General features: G+C 47.8%; 17 protein-coding genes and 1 riboswitch. Of the genes, 13 read left to right on the top strand and 4 right to left on the bottom strand.

What is annotated here, in order from left to right; genetic code table 11:
* Positions 1-10 precede the first annotated feature (10 nt).
* Genes QFZ78_RS26855 through QFZ78_RS26870 form a run of 4 tightly spaced genes read right to left on the bottom strand, consistent with a single transcriptional unit; the run spans position 11 to position 4427 of the window.
* Positions 11-1183 carry a hypothetical protein gene (locus tag QFZ78_RS26855; RefSeq protein ID WP_307552103.1) on the bottom strand — a complete coding sequence of 391 codons (1173 nt, stop codon included), beginning with the start codon at positions 1181-1183 and terminating at the stop codon, positions 11-13.
* On the bottom strand, positions 1180-2676 hold the full coding sequence (locus QFZ78_RS26860; RefSeq protein WP_307552104.1) for a hypothetical protein: 1497 nt from the start codon (positions 2674-2676) through the stop codon (positions 1180-1182). Before QFZ78_RS26860 ends, QFZ78_RS26855 begins: the two co-directional genes overlap by 4 nt.
* A gap of 26 nt (positions 2677-2702) precedes the next feature.
* Positions 2703-3443: a class I SAM-dependent methyltransferase gene (locus tag QFZ78_RS26865; protein WP_307552105.1), complete on the bottom strand. Its 741-nt coding sequence runs from the start codon at positions 3441-3443 to the stop codon at positions 2703-2705.
* A complete protein-coding gene (locus tag QFZ78_RS26870; RefSeq protein ID WP_307552106.1) occupies positions 3444-4427 on the bottom strand; it encodes a glycosyltransferase family 2 protein in 984 nt (327 codons plus the stop codon).
* Between the two features lie 82 nt (positions 4428-4509).
* Positions 4510-4600, bottom strand: a riboswitch (cyclic di-GMP riboswitch).
* 365 nt (positions 4601-4965) lie between these two features.
* Between QFZ78_RS26870 and eutL the strand changes: the two genes are divergently transcribed.
* Genes eutL through QFZ78_RS26935 form a run of 13 tightly spaced genes read left to right on the top strand, consistent with a single transcriptional unit; the run spans position 4966 to position 15571 of the window.
* Positions 4966-5622 carry an ethanolamine utilization microcompartment protein EutL gene (gene eutL / locus QFZ78_RS26875; protein WP_307552107.1) on the top strand — a complete coding sequence of 219 codons (657 nt, stop codon included), beginning with the start codon at positions 4966-4968 and terminating at the stop codon, positions 5620-5622.
* Between the two features lie 20 nt (positions 5623-5642).
* On the top strand, positions 5643-6155 hold the full coding sequence (locus QFZ78_RS26880) for a BMC domain-containing protein (protein WP_307552108.1): 513 nt from the start codon (positions 5643-5645) through the stop codon (positions 6153-6155).
* Positions 6152-7639 carry an acetaldehyde dehydrogenase (acetylating) gene (locus QFZ78_RS26885; protein WP_307552109.1) on the top strand — a complete coding sequence of 496 codons (1488 nt, stop codon included), beginning with the start codon at positions 6152-6154 and terminating at the stop codon, positions 7637-7639. The genes QFZ78_RS26880 and QFZ78_RS26885 overlap by 4 nt, the downstream gene beginning before the upstream one ends.
* An 18-nt stretch (positions 7640-7657) precedes the next feature.
* The gene (locus QFZ78_RS26890) at positions 7658-7945 is read left to right on the top strand and encodes a BMC domain-containing protein (RefSeq protein ID WP_047676490.1); all 288 of its coding nucleotides are present in this window, start codon (positions 7658-7660) and stop codon (positions 7943-7945) included.
* 8 nt (positions 7946-7953) lie between these two features.
* Positions 7954-8748: a phosphate propanoyltransferase gene (gene pduL, locus QFZ78_RS26895; protein WP_307552110.1), complete on the top strand. Its 795-nt coding sequence runs from the start codon at positions 7954-7956 to the stop codon at positions 8746-8748.
* Positions 8749-9570 carry a hypothetical protein gene (locus QFZ78_RS26900; protein WP_307552111.1) on the top strand — a complete coding sequence of 274 codons (822 nt, stop codon included), beginning with the start codon at positions 8749-8751 and terminating at the stop codon, positions 9568-9570.
* Between the two features lie 6 nt (positions 9571-9576).
* Entirely contained in the window at positions 9577-9879 is a 303-nt protein-coding gene (locus QFZ78_RS26905; protein WP_307552112.1) for a EutN/CcmL family microcompartment protein, read from the top strand.
* Entirely contained in the window at positions 9861-10202 is a 342-nt protein-coding gene (locus QFZ78_RS26910; RefSeq protein WP_171645417.1) for a BMC domain-containing protein, read from the top strand. Before QFZ78_RS26905 ends, QFZ78_RS26910 begins: the two co-directional genes overlap by 19 nt.
* A gap of 4 nt (positions 10203-10206) precedes the next feature.
* A complete protein-coding gene (locus QFZ78_RS26915; protein WP_307552113.1) occupies positions 10207-10647 on the top strand; it encodes a EutP/PduV family microcompartment system protein in 441 nt (146 codons plus the stop codon).
* Positions 10648-10685: 38 nt separating this feature from the next.
* Positions 10686-12119: a sensor histidine kinase gene (locus QFZ78_RS26920; protein WP_307552115.1), complete on the top strand. Its 1434-nt coding sequence runs from the start codon at positions 10686-10688 to the stop codon at positions 12117-12119.
* A gap of 2 nt (positions 12120-12121) precedes the next feature.
* Positions 12122-12724 (top strand): ANTAR domain-containing response regulator, encoded by a 603-nt coding sequence (locus QFZ78_RS26925; protein WP_307552116.1) that lies wholly within the window; start codon positions 12122-12124, stop codon positions 12722-12724.
* 7 nt (positions 12725-12731) lie between these two features.
* The gene (locus QFZ78_RS26930; protein ID WP_307552118.1) at positions 12732-14213 is read left to right on the top strand and encodes an ethanolamine ammonia-lyase reactivating factor EutA; all 1482 of its coding nucleotides are present in this window, start codon (positions 12732-12734) and stop codon (positions 14211-14213) included.
* A complete protein-coding gene (locus QFZ78_RS26935; RefSeq protein ID WP_307552120.1) occupies positions 14210-15571 on the top strand; it encodes an ethanolamine ammonia-lyase subunit EutB in 1362 nt (453 codons plus the stop codon). The genes QFZ78_RS26930 and QFZ78_RS26935 overlap by 4 nt, the downstream gene beginning before the upstream one ends.
* Positions 15572-15605: the final 34 nt, after the last annotated feature.

The following is a 15605-nucleotide window of genomic DNA, read 5'->3' on the forward strand; positions in this document are numbered from 1 at the left end:
TTGAATCGAGCTATGCAACAAACCCTTTAAAGCGTAGAGCTAAAAAGATATATAAGGTGAAAGAAATCCATATGAACAGGGTAGTATAGCCCACTGATTTCCAAACGATAAACGAGGAATGACTAGAGTTTCGATTTGAACGTTTCAAAAGTTGATCCAGATGCATCCCAATAAATATAAACAGGGGAAAGACGGTTAGAAAATAGCGCATAAATCCATGGGAAGCAATATGAATAGGCTGAATCAGAATGGAGGAGAGCGGCATCAAGATTAAACCAAACGTATAGATCACCTCGGACCAAACAATGGTTACCCCGCTCTGTTGTAGTCGAATTGTTGATACTAAATAAGTGATGAAAATCACAAGTAACAATATGTGTAATATAATAATAGGTTCAATCCGGCTTGTTTCTACAGACGTTATGATATCTTGATAGATGGGATAGAAGGGGATGGTCGAATAACGGCCATAATCAGGCGCCATTACTTTTAAAAACAACAACGGCTCTCCTTTTGTCAGCCAAAGATAAACCGGATAGCTGAAGAACATCAGACTGCTCATCAAGGCAAATACAAAATCTTTAACATCCAATTTTCTACGGATTAATCTCTCTACAAAAAAAGCCAGTGGAACCCATACCCCAACAATTCTGGAAAGAGCAGCTAGTCCTCCGATAAAATACGCTGCTCCCCTTTTTTCATTGTCCCAGAAGCGGAAAGCCGATAACGCCAAGAACAGAAAGAAGCTTTCTGTATAAAAGGCGCTGAAAAAATAAGAAGATGGGAAAAAGACGAGGGCGGAGAGCGTTAAAAACCTTACTCTTGCGCCGAGCCCTCTCTTCTCCATGAGCGTATATAATAGCCAAAGCGAACTTATAAAAAAGAAGTTGGATAGAAGAAACCCGGCCCAATAAACGTCAATCGCGGTTACACTGGTGACTCCCCTGACAATAAGCGGATAAAGCGGAAAAAAGGCGGTTAACCGGTCTTCCGTATATCCTTCCACAGCGATTTGCGCATAATTATAGGAATCGTAGAGAATAAAATGATCTAAAATAGGGTTATCCAATTGTAGCTGATTATCAACATAATGAGTCTGATCAGGTTGGCCGATTGATAAAAACCCGAATATGATCAATCTGCTTACAACAAAAAGCAATAGAATGATCTTGAGTGCTTTCATTGATAGATCTTCCTCAGATCCCACACCTGACCAAAGCTGCCTGTAAAGTCCGGCTCATGTAATTGCTTCTTCACTTCATCCAGTTCAACTTCCGATAAGGAGTTTACTAATTTGTTGGAATCCGCAGTTGGAAGAATCAGAAAGTCAGGCCGGTCCGAATGAATGATATCCATTATATAACCGGATCGGAGGCCGTTTAGGGAACGCTCGAATGCGGTCCATTGGTGAACACCTTTGGTCGCTTCCAGAATAAACGGATCGAAACGTCCGTCCGCGAGCACATCTCCGCCCCTGAACATCACGTAACCGGAAGAGCCATAGTCAGAAAGGACCTTAGGCCGGTCGATAGTGTTATTCTTGTGAAGGATGTAAGTCATCTCTTCTACCGGATATTTCGTAACGGGCTGCTTATATGGCGTCAACAGAACGGTGGAAAAGTTGAGTAGTAACCCCAATACGATCAAGGGAAGCACTATTTTCAATCGTATATAGGGCTCCAAGCTCTTAAATACACGCAACCACTTATATGGATCAATGATAACAGCCAAGAAGTAAGGTAGAAACAGCACGAGGAACAGAAATTGTTTGTAGCTGGCTAGACCTAGGTACAGTATTCCAATAAAAAGCATGAGGCGGAACGGCCTTCCCTTAATGCTGTACACGCCGGAAAGCACAAATACAATCAAAGTGATAAAACTAATGTAATTGCTCGAAAAGGGAATGGGTTTCCACTCATCAATCATTTGAGTAAAAGGACTTTCACCTAAAGTCAAAAAGTAGGTTAAGCTCTGCAGCCCTCCGAAATTAGCAATCCCGCCAATTACGATGAAAATCAATGCGATAAGATCATATCGATTTAACTTCTTTTCCCATATTCTTTCGAATACTTGCATCATGAAAAACACCGCGATGACCGCCCATACGCCCGTATGCACGTTGGCTAAAATCAAGGATAAAATCCCAAGCATTCCTGCTTTTTTTACGGATGCATCCATGGCAAACCGTCTAAGCCATACGGCGAACCAAACAACAAGACCCGCAGAAATTATTTGTGGGCGAATTTTGAAGTAGGCTATATAAATGTAGAACGCGAACAAAGGTAGAACGACATACACCAAAAAAGGGTGCATCTTAGGAAGGCCCATCTCTTGTCTCGAGATCTCCATCAATCGATACAGCCCGACAGTTAATATGAAAACCGACAGCAGTGTGAAGATATGTACGCCATTCCACTCCCATAAGCTGTACAAGCCGCCGACGATCCACTGGAAACCGACTTCATGAGGTACATAAGACAGGTTCTCGCCGGCAAACGTATGGATCGCCTTATCAATGACTTTACCCTGCGTGATCATTTCCTTCCCGACTTCAATGTGCCAGAACGTATCGGGATCATTACGGGAAGAATGGACATCCATGAAAATGAATATGAACATAAAGATTGCAGCGTAGACGGCGAATACGACTCTTTGAAACAGCACTTTGTTATTCATAGTTGTGGCTCCCTTACCCTAGCTAGCTATACTTTTTGGCCAATCGCCATGATGGAGACTCCAAATGGCAATTTACCGTGTTTCAAAACATGTCTCTCACTGGACATAACATATGTAAGCAGCTTATTAATGAAAGGCGAAGGCATAGATAGGTCATCCGATTTTTGCATAAAACCCAATTTCTTATGTAGGATTCTCACAAGTGCAATCACCGGAAAGAGCCAGGTATTGAAATAGCTTGCATGCTTCGGTTGAAGGTTGCAATGCTGCATTTTCCCAACCAGTTCGTGTAATCGATATCTTCTCTTATGATGATGAGACTCATCGTGATTGCTCCATAAGAAAGAGAAGGCAGGGACTGTGATGAGCAGACTCCCCCCCGGTTTTAATTTTCCAGTCAATGCGTTAAGCGCCCCTATATCATCTTCAATATGCTCGAGCACATCCAAGAGAACAATCAGATCGAAGGATTCATCAGCTAATGGAACCTGATCCGGCAAGCTGCCGATATAGACGGATTTCCCGCTTTTGGATCTTGCAATTTCAGCTGCATCATGTTCCATTTCGAGGCCAATGACCTCGCAGCCTAATCGAGACAACATAGCCAAGTTTCCGCCGGTTCCACAGCCTGCATCCAGGATTTTGGAGTGAGGTCCGATGGACCGTAATTGCGATTGTAAAACGGTCTCGATAATGCTGCGCCGGCTGACAAACCACCAGTGCTCTTGCTCCATACGATCCATTTTCCAGTAAATTGTTTGTTCCATTTATTTAACTCCCTCCAGCCGAGGCAGTTCTTTATTATCATCCAAGCCTATTATGCTTTGAGTGAAATACAAAGGACGCCGTTTCGATTCGTTGTAGATTCGCCCCAGATACTCTCCGATGATTCCCAGTGTCGTAAGCTGAACCCCTCCAAGAAAGAGGACCGCCACCATTAAGGAGGGATATCCGGGCACTGCGTTGCCGTGGAGTAGGGTAGTTATGAATAAATAGCAGGCAAAAAGAATAGCGAACAAGGAGATGGCAAAGCCCAAATAAGTCGCCGCTTGCAAAGGTAGGAAAGTGAAGGATGTGATGCCTTCAACGGCAAAATTCCACAACTTCCAATAGTTGAACTTGGTCTTACCGGCAAATCGGGGCTCTCTGCGATAAGAGATGCTTGTCTGATTGAAGCCTACCCAACTGAAGAGGCCCTTCATGAAACGGTGCTGCTCACGAAGTTCTTTCAAGGCGTTGACGACCTTTCTGGACATTAACCGAAAATCACCCGTATCCTGGGGAATAGAGATGGGTGTCAGCCTTCGGATGAACCTGTAAAACAGATGCGCTGTGAGCTTCTTCATTGAAGTTTCGCCATCCCGCTTGGAGCGGGTGGCATAGACCACTTCATAACCTTCTTCCCACTTGGCCAATAGTTCTGGAATAACCTCTGGAGGGTCCTGCAAATCCGCATCAATGGGAATCACAGCATCGCCACGGCAATTGTCGAGGCCTGCCGTTAAAGCGATTTCCTTCCCGAAGTTGCGGGATAGATCAATAATTTTGATACGGCGATCCTTCTCACGAAATCCATGAAGCTTGTCCAGCGTATCATCCTTGCTTCCGTCATTAATAAAAACCATTTCATAATCATAACCGGTCTGATTCATAATGCGCGTGACTCTAAAGTAAAATTCCATGATGTTGGCGCTTTCGTTATAAACAGGTACAATGATCGAAACAAGAAGTCCCTTCATCGTTTTTCTCATGCAACCAACCCCCACTTTTCATCCTATTATGGGCAAATAAAAAAGCCCCTTTCACCAAAAAGGGGCATAAAACTCCCGCAGCTTTGGTAACTGGCTGGCATAGTGCACGGATGTGCACGTTAGCCCCTGTAGCTTTGCGTCCCCGGCTTTCACCGGATTTGCCTTGTTCATGTTCGCGAAAGATTCTTTCAAAAATCGATATATAACCTTATCATACGACATGTCGGGTTCTGGCAATATCCGACAGAAGGATTATTATTCTAGCGGTGTTGCGGTATAAATGAACTAGCTCTGCCCGGAATTGATTAGAGATTTAGAACTATACCGAATCAGGTCGCCTATAGATTTCTATTAAAATGGATGGATCAGGAATAACGATTACATAAGCAAAATAGGTATAATTGTTGTACAACCCGCATATCCATAATCAAAAGCATAAATAGCAGGCAAAGGTGCCTTAGGTCCAAGAACGATACGTCGTTCTCTGCACCTGGGCACCTTTTTGTTTTCATTCATTCGGGGTGAAGAGGTGAAAGGAGTGAAACAACAACCAATTCGAGCCATTCCGCTCGCTATTAGGATCATCCCTAATGTGGATGCCGGCTTGGCACTTCAGTTGGAATTGAAGCCGGGCATTCGCAGCCTCGGTCTGTTAACGTCCAGCATTGATGACGTGGGCTACACCGCTATCGATGAAGCAACGAAGCATGCAGTAGTCGAAGTGGTGTATGCTCGTTCATTTTATGCGGGATCAGGTCATGCTTCTGGACCGCTTTCAGGAGAATTTATTGGGATCATAGGCGGTGCATCGCCTGCCGAAGTGAGAAGCGGGTTAGATGCGGCTATCCAAGTGATGGAGACTGGAGCTTGTTTTTACGCCCTCAACGACGAGGGAACGCATGCTTACTATGCTCATGTTGTCTCCAGAACTGGTTCTTATCTGTCCAACTTAGCAGACATTCAAGAAGGAGAGCCTCTTGCTTATTTGATTGCTCCGCCACTCGAAGCCGTGTACGCACTCGATGCCGCACTGAAGGCGGCCGATGTGCGTATGTGCAAGTTTTATGGCCCTCCGACGGAGACGAACTTTGCGGGAGGATTACTAACAGGCAGTCAATCTGCTTGTACGGCAGCAGCAGAAGCGTTCGCAGAGGCTGTTCGAAGCATTGCTCGAGAGCCTAAGAAAATAGGGTAAAAAGAAGCGGGTGTTTACAAATGGATGGAAGATTGATGTCTTTGGGCATGATCGAAACTTACGGTCTGCCTGCCTTGATTGCAGCCGCAGACGCTGCAGCCAAAACGGCAGATGTGAAGGTAACGACTTATGAAAAAGTGGATGCCGGCATCGTAACGATCTATATTCTAGGCGATGTTGCAGCGGTCAAAGCTGCCGTGGATGCAGGTGCTGCAGAAGCGAAGAGAGTGGGCAAGCTGTTATCCACACATGTTATACCGCGACCGGATCCTTCTGTACACGCGATGATTCAGGAGGCTTGGGCAAAAAACCAGCCGAAAGATTCACCGAAGGAGGAACGCAATAAGGTTATCACGACGCCGGAAGTGAGTGCGCCGAATTGGAGCAAGATGAGCGTAGCACAGCTTAGAGAACTTGCGCATAATACGCCCCGATTCCCCATAACCGGTCGGGATATCCAATTGGTTAGTAAAGCCGAATTGGTCAGGCTTTTCACGGGGATGGACGCTGAAGGGGGAGATCCCGTGACATGAAGCTGGATAGCGATTTACAAGCGATCCAGGAGGTCCGCCATTTCCTTCAAGAGGCGAAGGCGGCACAAAAACAACTGGAGAAAATGACACAATCGCAAATAGATATGATCGTAGCAGCCATGGCTCAAGCAGCAGAGTCGGAAGCAGAGCGGCTGGGAGCAATGGCCGTAGAAGAGACAGGCTTCGGAAGAGTCGCTGATAAAAAGGCGAAGAATCTATTCGTTGCGAGGGACGTCTACTCGGCAATTAAGGATATGAAGACTGTCGGTATTATCCGCAAAGATGATGAGAAGCAAGTCTGGGAAATCGCTCAACCAGTCGGTATTGTTGCTGCGATTATACCTTCAACGAACCCGACTTCAACCGTCTTGTTCAAATGCCTGATCTCACTTAAATCAAGAAACGCCATCGTGATTAGTCCTCATCCATCAGCACTGCGCTGTTCGCAGGAGTCGGCAGCCGTCATGCGTGCTGCGGCGGAGAAGGCAGGAGCCCCGCCCGGGCTGATTCATTGTCTATCGGTTCCGTCCCTTGAGGCGAGTGGTGAACTGATGAGGCATAAGCTGACCGATATCATTTTGGCAACGGGTGGAACAGCAATGGTCAAGGCCGCTTATAGCTCCGGCAAGCCCGCATACGGTGTTGGTCCCGGCAACGTACCGGTTTATATTCATCGGAGTGCAAATATCCCACGAGCTGTGAGACTGATTTTGCAAAGCAAAACATTCGACTACGGAACGATCTGCGCTTCGGAACAAGCGCTTGTCGTTGATCAAGCGGTAAAAGCGGAGCTGGTTGCGGAGCTGAAGCGGCAAGGAGCTTACTTTTTGAATGCGGAAGAAAAAGAAAAGGTCGGCTCGATCCTCACCATTGGAAAAGGAATGAACCCGAATGTGGTTGGCCGTTCTCCACAAGTGATTGCGGGCAAGGCTGGCATAACGGTTCCGGAGGATGCAAGGGTGCTGGTCGCGGAAGAGTCGGAGGTAGGACATGCGTATCCATTTTCCATGGAGAAACTCAGTCCTGTGCTTGCTTTATATACCGTGAGTGACTGGCAAGAAGGCTGTCAACGCTGCATCGATTTGTTGGAGCTCGGAGGACTTGGACATACACTCGGCATCCACGGCGAGGACTTGTCGATCATTGAGGCGTTCGGGCTGGAGAAACCAGCATCGCGCATTGTGGTGAATACAGGCACTACGTTCGGGGGAATCGGTGCAACGACGGGGATTATGCCATCGATGACACTGGGCTGTGGTTCCTATGGCAACAACATTACATCCGATAACATTGGACCACAGCATTTGATGAACATCAAGCGTGTTGCTTTTGGCATTAAAGAGATGAGGGCGGAGCCCGATACAAGCCGTGTTGCAGCGCTAGTGGCGGAAAGCTTGGAAAGCTCTAATAAACTTGGTATTACGCGTGATGAAGTTGCGCAGATCATTAAAAGCGTGCTTTCCGAAATGCAATTGCATACATAACCCGAGGAGGAAATTCAAATGGCAGGAGAAATGGCAGCTTTAGGTTTGGTGGAAACGAAAGGCTTGGTAGGTTCAATTGAAGCGGCAGACGCCATGGTCAAGGCAGCGAATGTGAGATTGGTCGGTAAAGTTCATGTTGGCGGAGGACTGGTCACGGTCATGGTCAGAGGAGATGTCGGCGCTGTAAAGGCGGCCACGGATGCAGGTGCTGCAGCTGCGGAAAAAGTGGGAGAGCTTGTTTCTGTTCACGTCATTCCTCGTCCGCATTCCGATATTGAGTTCATTCTTCCTAAGCTCGAAGGTTAAATACGTCTATGACGCTTATTACGGAAACGCATCTGCGTACTCAGCTGGTTAAAGGCCTGCCTAATCCGTTTCCGGTAATGGATGGGGATAAGCTGACACCGGCAGCCGCTGACTTTTTGAAAGATAGGGGAATCTCTTTGCGGCGCGTGGCCCCTTCGGAGTCAACAATCCTTCCCGGAAGCGAGGATAGTGGGCTCAAGCTCATTCCAGTCGGTGTATCAAACCGGCATGTTCATCTCTCTCCCGAGCATGTTGAAGCGTTGTTCGGCGCTGGTTATGCGCTAACTCTCCTTCGTGAGCTGTCTCAAAAGGGTCAGTTCGCTGCGCGTGAAACCGTGACATTAGTTGGTCCGAAAGGAATCATCCAACATGTCCGCATCCTAGGTCCTTCACGTGGAGCGACCCAAGTGGAGATCTCGCGTACAGACGGATTTGAGCTGGGCGTTCATCCCCCGATCCGATTATCCGGTGATATCCAAGGTACACCAAGTATTACACTCGTCGGTGCGAGCGGAACGGTTGTTTTGCAGCAGGGGCTGATCATTGCCAAAAATCATGTGCACATGTCTCCAGAAGATGCCCAAACCTTTCAGGTCAACGAAGGAGATCGCCTCATTGTCCAAGCAACGGGGGAGCGGCCGATTATTTTTGCTGATACGATCGTGAGGATTAGCGCGCATTTTTCGCTCGATTTTCATATTGACTTGGATGAAGCGAATGCTGCCCATTTGAATACAGGGGATAAGGTTCAGATGATCGGCAAAAACGGTGAAATCACGCGTGCCGAAAGGAGGCAGCTCTAGGTGGAGATCAAGCAAATGGTCGAATCTATTGTTCGTGAGTTCATTGATTCGTTGGAAAAGCAAGCGGTCAAGCGGCCTAAGGTGCTTTACATTTTTTACGACAGTACGGCTCATGAGGCTTTTACCGATCATTTTATATGGTTAAATAATCACCAGGTTAATCATGATATTTTGTTCCTGGATGGCGAAGCTTCTTCTTGGCTGGGGAAGCACCAAATTGAATGCGGTGGTCGCGGAAAAACGATAGCATCTGACGAATTCGCGCCGTCTCCTCTAGAGGTGCCCCTCGAATATGAGGGCATCGTGATCCCGGAAATTGATCTCGATAATGCGGCAAGGGCCGCTCTTGGCATGAAAGGGACCATCCTATCGGAGATCATCTTTTCCACGTTGGTTCAGAATAAATTTGTACTCATCGGCGATGATATCTCCGGGTTAAAACGGGCTGACCGACGTACGCTCAAGACAATAACATTGCCTAAGCCTTATGTGAACCTTTTTGATTATTACAAAATGGAACTGCAGATGTATGGCGTTGAATTTGGTCCATTGAAGCAGTTGGCTGAAATGGTTGTGAATAAAACCCGTCCAGATACTGCAGTTGCGGAAACGGACGGCTCAGTAAAAACAAACGAGAGCACCGAGAATAACGGGCACATCGTTTACGAAGGAAGGCTCATCTCGGCGGATTGGGTGGCGCGGGAATCCAAAAGTAAATCTCTTCGCTCACTGCAAGTTGGCAAGAGAACGATCATATCTTCACTGGCCCAAGACATGCTGAAGGAGAAGGGCATCACGATCGAATATGCGGCTGAAGGGTGAGGTTCTATGTTTTTAGGAAAAGTAATCGGCAGTGTATGGGCTTCGCAAAAAGAAGTGGGCATGGACAATTTGAAATTGTTAGTGATCCAGCCGATGGATTTCAAAGATAGCGAAGCGGGCACTCCGATCATTGCCGCAGACCGCATTGGAGCCGGTGTTGGCGAGAATGTGATTGTGTCTAGAGGGAGTCCGGCCCGAACCTTGTTCACGGATAAAATGGTTCCTATCGATGCGATGATCGTAGGCATTGTAGATAGTTATGAGGTCGCTCAAGAAACCGAGGAGGACGTATGGAAGAGCAGAAGATGAGGGTGATTCAGGAATATGTGCCCGGCAAACAACTGACACTGGCTCATGTGATTGCCAATCCCGATCCGGTTTTGTATACGAAGCTTGGTATTGAAGAAAGGAATGCGATTGGGATTTTAACACTTACTCCCACGGAAACGGCCATCATTGCCGCTGACATTGCGACCAAAGCGGCTAGTGTGGGCATCGGTTATTTGGATCGTTTCACCGGATCGCTCGTGCTCACGGGGGAAGTAGCCGCTGTGGAAATGGCGATTGAGGCTGTGAATGCTTTTTTGCAGGATAAGCTGAAATTTGCGACTGCACCGATAACGAGGTCTTGAATCTATGAAAAAAGTGATGCTGATCGGCGCTGTCGGTGCTGGAAAATCAACGTTAATTAAAGCCTTGTTCGGGGAATCGGAGCCGGCGATCAAAACCCAAAGTCTTATCTATCGGGACTGGATCATTGATACACCTGGTGAATACAGCGAAAATCCATTGTATTATCGCTCCCTAATAGCGACCTCGCATGAGACTGCAGCTGTTTTGCTTGTGCAAGATGCTGCCCGGAACAGAAACTATTTTCCTCCCGGATTTGAACAGGGGTTTCCTGTATTAACGATTGGGGTAGTAACCAAAATCGATCACCCGAAGGCAGACATTGATAGAGCCATTACCCTTCTGAGACAGTCGCTGCCGGAAGGAGAAATCTTCTTGACGTCGGCAGCGTCCACAGTGGGAATTCAACGGCTGAAGGAAAGACTTATGGAGATTGTACAGGAGTAAATCCACGACGTAATGAGGGATTCATGGTGGCATTGATCATGGAATTGTGCAGGAATCATACGATTTTAAGCGAGGAAGAAGCCCAGACGATCATGGAGATGGCCGCTCAGCTGCAAATGATAGCCGATGTGTCGGAATCGGATGTATTTATTGACTGCCCGCTCGCAGACAAGGGTTCAGCGCTTGTGGTTGCCGAGGCACATCCATCCTCAGCTCCATCCCTATATAAGACATCAGTCGTCGGACAATATGCTTTTGCGCAAAATGAGCCTGCCGTGATGTTTTGTTTGCTTTCTGGGCAGTCCGTGATCGGAGCGAGAGGCATCTCGCAGGAACAGATTGCCATTCAGCAGAACGTCGTGCCGATTCGGTCAAAAGGCGGCAATGTCATTGGCGCATTGATTATGGAAAAGGACATCTCCGAAAAGCTCGAGCAGGAGAAAAATGTGACGAGATTAATGGAGACAACGGAACAGCTGAGCGAAACACTGCTTACTGTGGCGATGTCTGAAGGCAGTATGCAGTCGCTTATGCACGAAGGCATTATTTTATTTGATGACAAAGAATGTATGACCTATACCAATCCCCGAGCAGCTGAAATGTTGAAGCAAATCGGTCATATTGGCGCGATTAACGGGTACCCGATTGCCCAGTTGTTTTATGGCAGATTAGAAGGGAACCCTCTCATAGGCCACAAAGGACTCATCCATCAGGAGCTTCAAATTGGGCATGTTTCCTTTGATCTGAAAGCCATGTCCATCTACCGGGATCAGCGGGAGGTAGGCGGCATAATTCTCATTCGTGACATCTCGGATATGAAAGAAAAAGAAAAGCAGTTAGTGATCAAATCGGCAGTTATTAAGGAAATTCATCATCGTGTGAAAAATAATTTGCAGACTGTATCCAGTCTACTCCGCTTACAGATGCGAAGGACCAAGCTTGAAGAAGTGGAGAGAGTCTATCGCGATAGTATCAACCGCATTAACAGCATTGCCGTCATTCATGAAATGCTTGCCTTTGAAGGACTTGAAACGATCCATTTCAACGATGTGGTGGAGCGCATTACGAAGAACATTATCTCGTCCTCTTCCAAACCGGATCAGAACATTTACCCGAAAATTTATGGGGATGAGCTTATTTTACAGTCCGACGTTGCCACTACGCTTGCGCTTGTTGTCAATGAGCTTGTGCAGAACTGCGTACTGCATGCTTTTGGGGAGAGACGTACCGGGAATATCGACATTTCCCTGCAATTTATTGGCACTTTCATTAGTGTCCATGTATCCGATAATGGTATAGGAATTGAAGCGGCAAACCATTCTGACAGGAAGAGTCATCTTGGCTTGAAAATCACAGAGACACTTGTGGAGGAAAATCTCAGCGGTGTCATTCATATAACTTCGGATGAGCGGGGTACGGACGCTCATATCACATTTCCGCTTTCCAAAGCGCAGCAAAAGGAGGACGAATAGCCATGAAAAATGCCATCGTTGTTGTGGATGACGATCCAATCATTCGCATGGATATTCGCGAAATGCTGGAAGAGGGCGGATATTGGGTCGCGGGAGAAGCCAAAAATGGCGAGGAAGCGGTAGAGCTCGTTGCCAGATTAAAACCGGATCTTGCCATCATGGATATTAAAATGCCCGTCATGAACGGCATCAAGGCGTCCCAAATTATACGCAAGCTGCAGCAGGATACATCCGTTTTACTACTTACGGCATACAGCCAGAAGGAATTGGTGAAGGATGCGCGAGAGGCGGGTGTCGCAGCTTTCCTGGTTAAACCGATATCGGAGGAAGATTTGCTGCCCGCTGTAGAAATTGCCTTGAGTCAGAAAGAAAAGATGGATTCACTGAAACAAGACATCAAACAGCTAAAGCAATCCATCGAAGAGCGCAAAGTGATCGAGAAAGCGAAGGGCATCGTGATGCAGGTATACGCCTTAAATGAGGAAGATGCCTACAAGAAAATGCGTGAAGTGAGCATGACTACGCGTATTCCTCTTTCAAAGCTGGCGGCAGGCGTTATCGCTGATGGGATCGGGGCATTAACTAGTGCGGCACAGGACGGGTGAGTGGGAAATGCATAACCAGTGGATCACAAGTGTCGGCCTAGATATCGGAACGAGCACGACCAAGATGGTGATTAGCCGTTTGAAATTAGTACGCTCGTCGGGTGCTGTCAGCTTGCCTCGATTTGAGATCGCGGAGCGGGAATTGCTGTACGCGAGTCCGATTTACAGCACTCCGCTGAAGAGCGGCGATGAAATCAATGCGGAGCACATCTGGGAAATCGTGACCCATGAGTACAAGCAGGCAGGAATTCGTCCAGCGGATTTGAAATCTGGCGCCGTTATCATTACCGGAGAAACGGCGAATAAAACGAACGCTAGGCAAATTTTGCATCTGCTCGCCGAACGCTCGGGCGATTTCGTTGTAGCAACGGCAGGTGCCGATCTAGAAGGGCTGCTTGCCGGCAAAGGCGCCGGTGCGGAGCGTCGCTCCATGCAGATTCGAGGCGCAGTCGCCAACATTGATATCGGCGGGGGTACAGCCAATGCGGCTATTTTTCAAAGAGGTAAGCTGATTGGAACAGTCACCTTTCACGTTGGGGGCAGGCTCATCCAAATAGACTCGAACGGAGTGATTATAGACGTATCGCCATCGATTCGACCATGGCTGAGGACTAGTGGATACAACATTAAGGCAGGCGACACGGTTAGCTTCACTCTCATAGAAGAAATCTGCATGGGAATGTGCCACTGTATGATGGATTATTTAGCCGGGCAGATCATTCCTGAGCATGATGAAACTCTTCGTTCCTTGCTGAACGGCGAGCTGCTTGCATCAATGCCTCCCATTGGAGAATGGATGGTATCCGGAGGGATCGGCCTGTTGATGGAGGCGAAGAAACCGGAAAGTTTGGCCGATGTGGCGGTCCATCATGATATCGGCCCTTTGCTAGCGCACACTTGGAAGGAATTATCCGCCCAATATCCTATCCGACTCATCCGTGCAGATCAGACGGTCAAAGCGACCGTCATCGGTGCCGGGATGCAGAGCACGGAAATCAGCGGCGCTACGGTGCATTTGGATGCATCGCTGCTGCCGATTCGCAATTTGCCTCTACTGGGGCTTGATGTAACAACGCAGATGCTTGAGCAAACTGGGCTGCTTGCGGATGCGTTGGATGCGATCATGAAAAGCGGCGCAAGCCTCTTTGATCGGGATCAGTCACCACCGTTCGGGCTGGCGTTGTCAGGAATGAATGACCTTACGTACACATTGCTTCAGCACTTAGCGGATCGGCTGCATGCAAGTTTTGTTCAACATTTTCCTGCTAGTGAAACTATGGTGGTCATCTGTGAAACGGATATTGCGAAGGCGCTCGGTCAATCCTTGACTAAGCGCTGCGGACAACGTCCGAAAGTCATTTGCATCGATCAAATTCGTGTAGAGCATGGGGATTATATCGACTTGGGTGAGCCTATTTCAGGGATCATGATCCCGGTGGTAGTTAAGACGTTGGCCTTTCACAACAGAGCGGAGGGGATAAGACAGTGAACCTGAAGACTACGTTGCTTGGTACAACCTTTCAATTCAAAAATTTAAAGGAAGTCATGGCGAAGGCAAACGAGGAGAAATCAGGCGATCAGTTGGCCGGAATCTCTGCACTGGATGCGAAGGAGCGGATTGCAGCCAAACTGGTTCTGTCCGATTTGACGCTGGGGGATATCCGAAATCATCCTCTGCTGCCGCCGGAAATCGATGAAGTGTCGCGGGTAATCGAAGACGGGATAAACGAGAAGATCTATACCGAGGTTCGCAATTGGACGGTGGCTGAGCTGCGGGAGTATTTGCTGCGGCAAGAAACGGGAAATGATGAAATTCGCAGGCTTTCCCGTGGCTTAACGAGTGAAATGGTCGCCGCTGTCACCAAATTAATGAGCAATCTTGATCTTGTGCAAGCCGCATCCAAAATGGAAGTCACAACGCATTGCAACATTACGATTGGCCAAAAAGGAGTGCTGTCCGGTCGGGCCCAACCCAATCATCCTACGGACAATATTCAGGGTATTAAGGCCGCTTTATTTGAAGCCTTGAGTTATGGGATTGGGGATGCGGTTATCGGTATCAATCCGGTAATCGATTCGGCAGATAGCGTCAAGAATATTTTGCAGGTGACCAAAGAAGTGATGGAGAAGTGGCAGATTCCGACGCAGAACTGTGTTTTAGCACATATCAAAACCCAGATGCGCGCTATCCGACAAGGCGCTCCAGCCGACATGGTGTTTCAAAGCTTGGCCGGCACGGAGGACGGGAATAAAGCGTTCGGCATTGATGTTTCGCTACTTAACGAAGCAGATGAGCTCATTGCCAGGGAAGGCACAGGGACAGGGCCGAATCTGTGGTATTTTGAAACGGGCCAAGGCTCCGAATTGTCAGCCGAAGCGCATCACGGTATCGACCAGGTCACACTCGAGTCCCGCTGTTATGGCCTTGCCCGAAAATATAAGCCGTTTATTGTTAACACGGTTGTTGGCTTCATCGGACCTGAGTATTTGTATGACAGCAAGCAGGTAATTCGGGCTGGTTTGGAAGACCATTTCATGGGCAAGCTTCAGCAGCTGCCGATGGGGGTAGATGTTTGCTACACCAATCATATGAAGGCAGATCAGAACGATATGGACAATTTGGCGGTGCTGCTTTCCGCTGCAGGCGTCAATTACCTGATCGGTGTGGCCATGGCAGATGACTGCATGCTCAATTATCAATCTACCAGTTACCACGATATCGCCACTTTAAGGGAATTGATGAGACTGCGCCCGGCCCCGGCATTTGAACAATGGCTGGTGAAAATGGGCATCATGGAAAATGGCCGATTAACGCCGATGGCGGGAGATCCGACCCTTTTTATGTAGCTCAGATGCTGCTTGCGAAGCCAGTTTTGCTAAC

The organism is Paenibacillus sp. V4I5, from assembly GCF_030817255.1.
GTDB lineage: Bacteria > Bacillota > Bacilli > Paenibacillales > NBRC-103111 > Paenibacillus_E.

Excerpts from the sequence above, each read along its gene's own strand:
- QFZ78_RS26855 (WP_307552103.1), bottom strand. The coding sequence starts at position 1,183 with ATGAAAGCACTCAAGATCATTCTATTGCTTTTTGTTGTAAGCAGATTG.
- QFZ78_RS26860 (WP_307552104.1), bottom strand. The coding sequence starts at position 2,676 with ATGAATAACAAAGTGCTGTTTCAAAGAGTCGTATTCGCCGTCTACGCT.
- QFZ78_RS26865 (WP_307552105.1), bottom strand. The coding sequence starts at position 3,443 with ATGGAACAAACAATTTACTGGAAAATGGATCGTATGGAGCAAGAGCAC.
- QFZ78_RS26870 (WP_307552106.1), bottom strand. The coding sequence starts at position 4,427 with ATGAGAAAAACGATGAAGGGACTTCTTGTTTCGATCATTGTACCTGTT.
- QFZ78_RS26880 (WP_307552108.1), top strand. The coding sequence starts at position 5,643 with ATGGATGGAAGATTGATGTCTTTGGGCATGATCGAAACTTACGGTCTG.
- QFZ78_RS26885 (WP_307552109.1), top strand. The coding sequence starts at position 6,152 with ATGAAGCTGGATAGCGATTTACAAGCGATCCAGGAGGTCCGCCATTTC.
- QFZ78_RS26890 (WP_047676490.1), top strand. The coding sequence starts at position 7,658 with ATGGCAGGAGAAATGGCAGCTTTAGGTTTGGTGGAAACGAAAGGCTTG.
- pduL (WP_307552110.1), top strand. The coding sequence starts at position 7,954 with ATGACGCTTATTACGGAAACGCATCTGCGTACTCAGCTGGTTAAAGGC.
- QFZ78_RS26905 (WP_307552112.1), top strand. The coding sequence starts at position 9,577 with ATGTTTTTAGGAAAAGTAATCGGCAGTGTATGGGCTTCGCAAAAAGAA.
- QFZ78_RS26910 (WP_171645417.1), top strand. The coding sequence starts at position 9,861 with ATGGAAGAGCAGAAGATGAGGGTGATTCAGGAATATGTGCCCGGCAAA.
- QFZ78_RS26915 (WP_307552113.1), top strand. The coding sequence starts at position 10,207 with ATGAAAAAAGTGATGCTGATCGGCGCTGTCGGTGCTGGAAAATCAACG.
- QFZ78_RS26920 (WP_307552115.1), top strand. The coding sequence starts at position 10,686 with ATGGAATTGTGCAGGAATCATACGATTTTAAGCGAGGAAGAAGCCCAG.
- QFZ78_RS26925 (WP_307552116.1), top strand. The coding sequence starts at position 12,122 with ATGAAAAATGCCATCGTTGTTGTGGATGACGATCCAATCATTCGCATG.
- QFZ78_RS26930 (WP_307552118.1), top strand. The coding sequence starts at position 12,732 with ATGCATAACCAGTGGATCACAAGTGTCGGCCTAGATATCGGAACGAGC.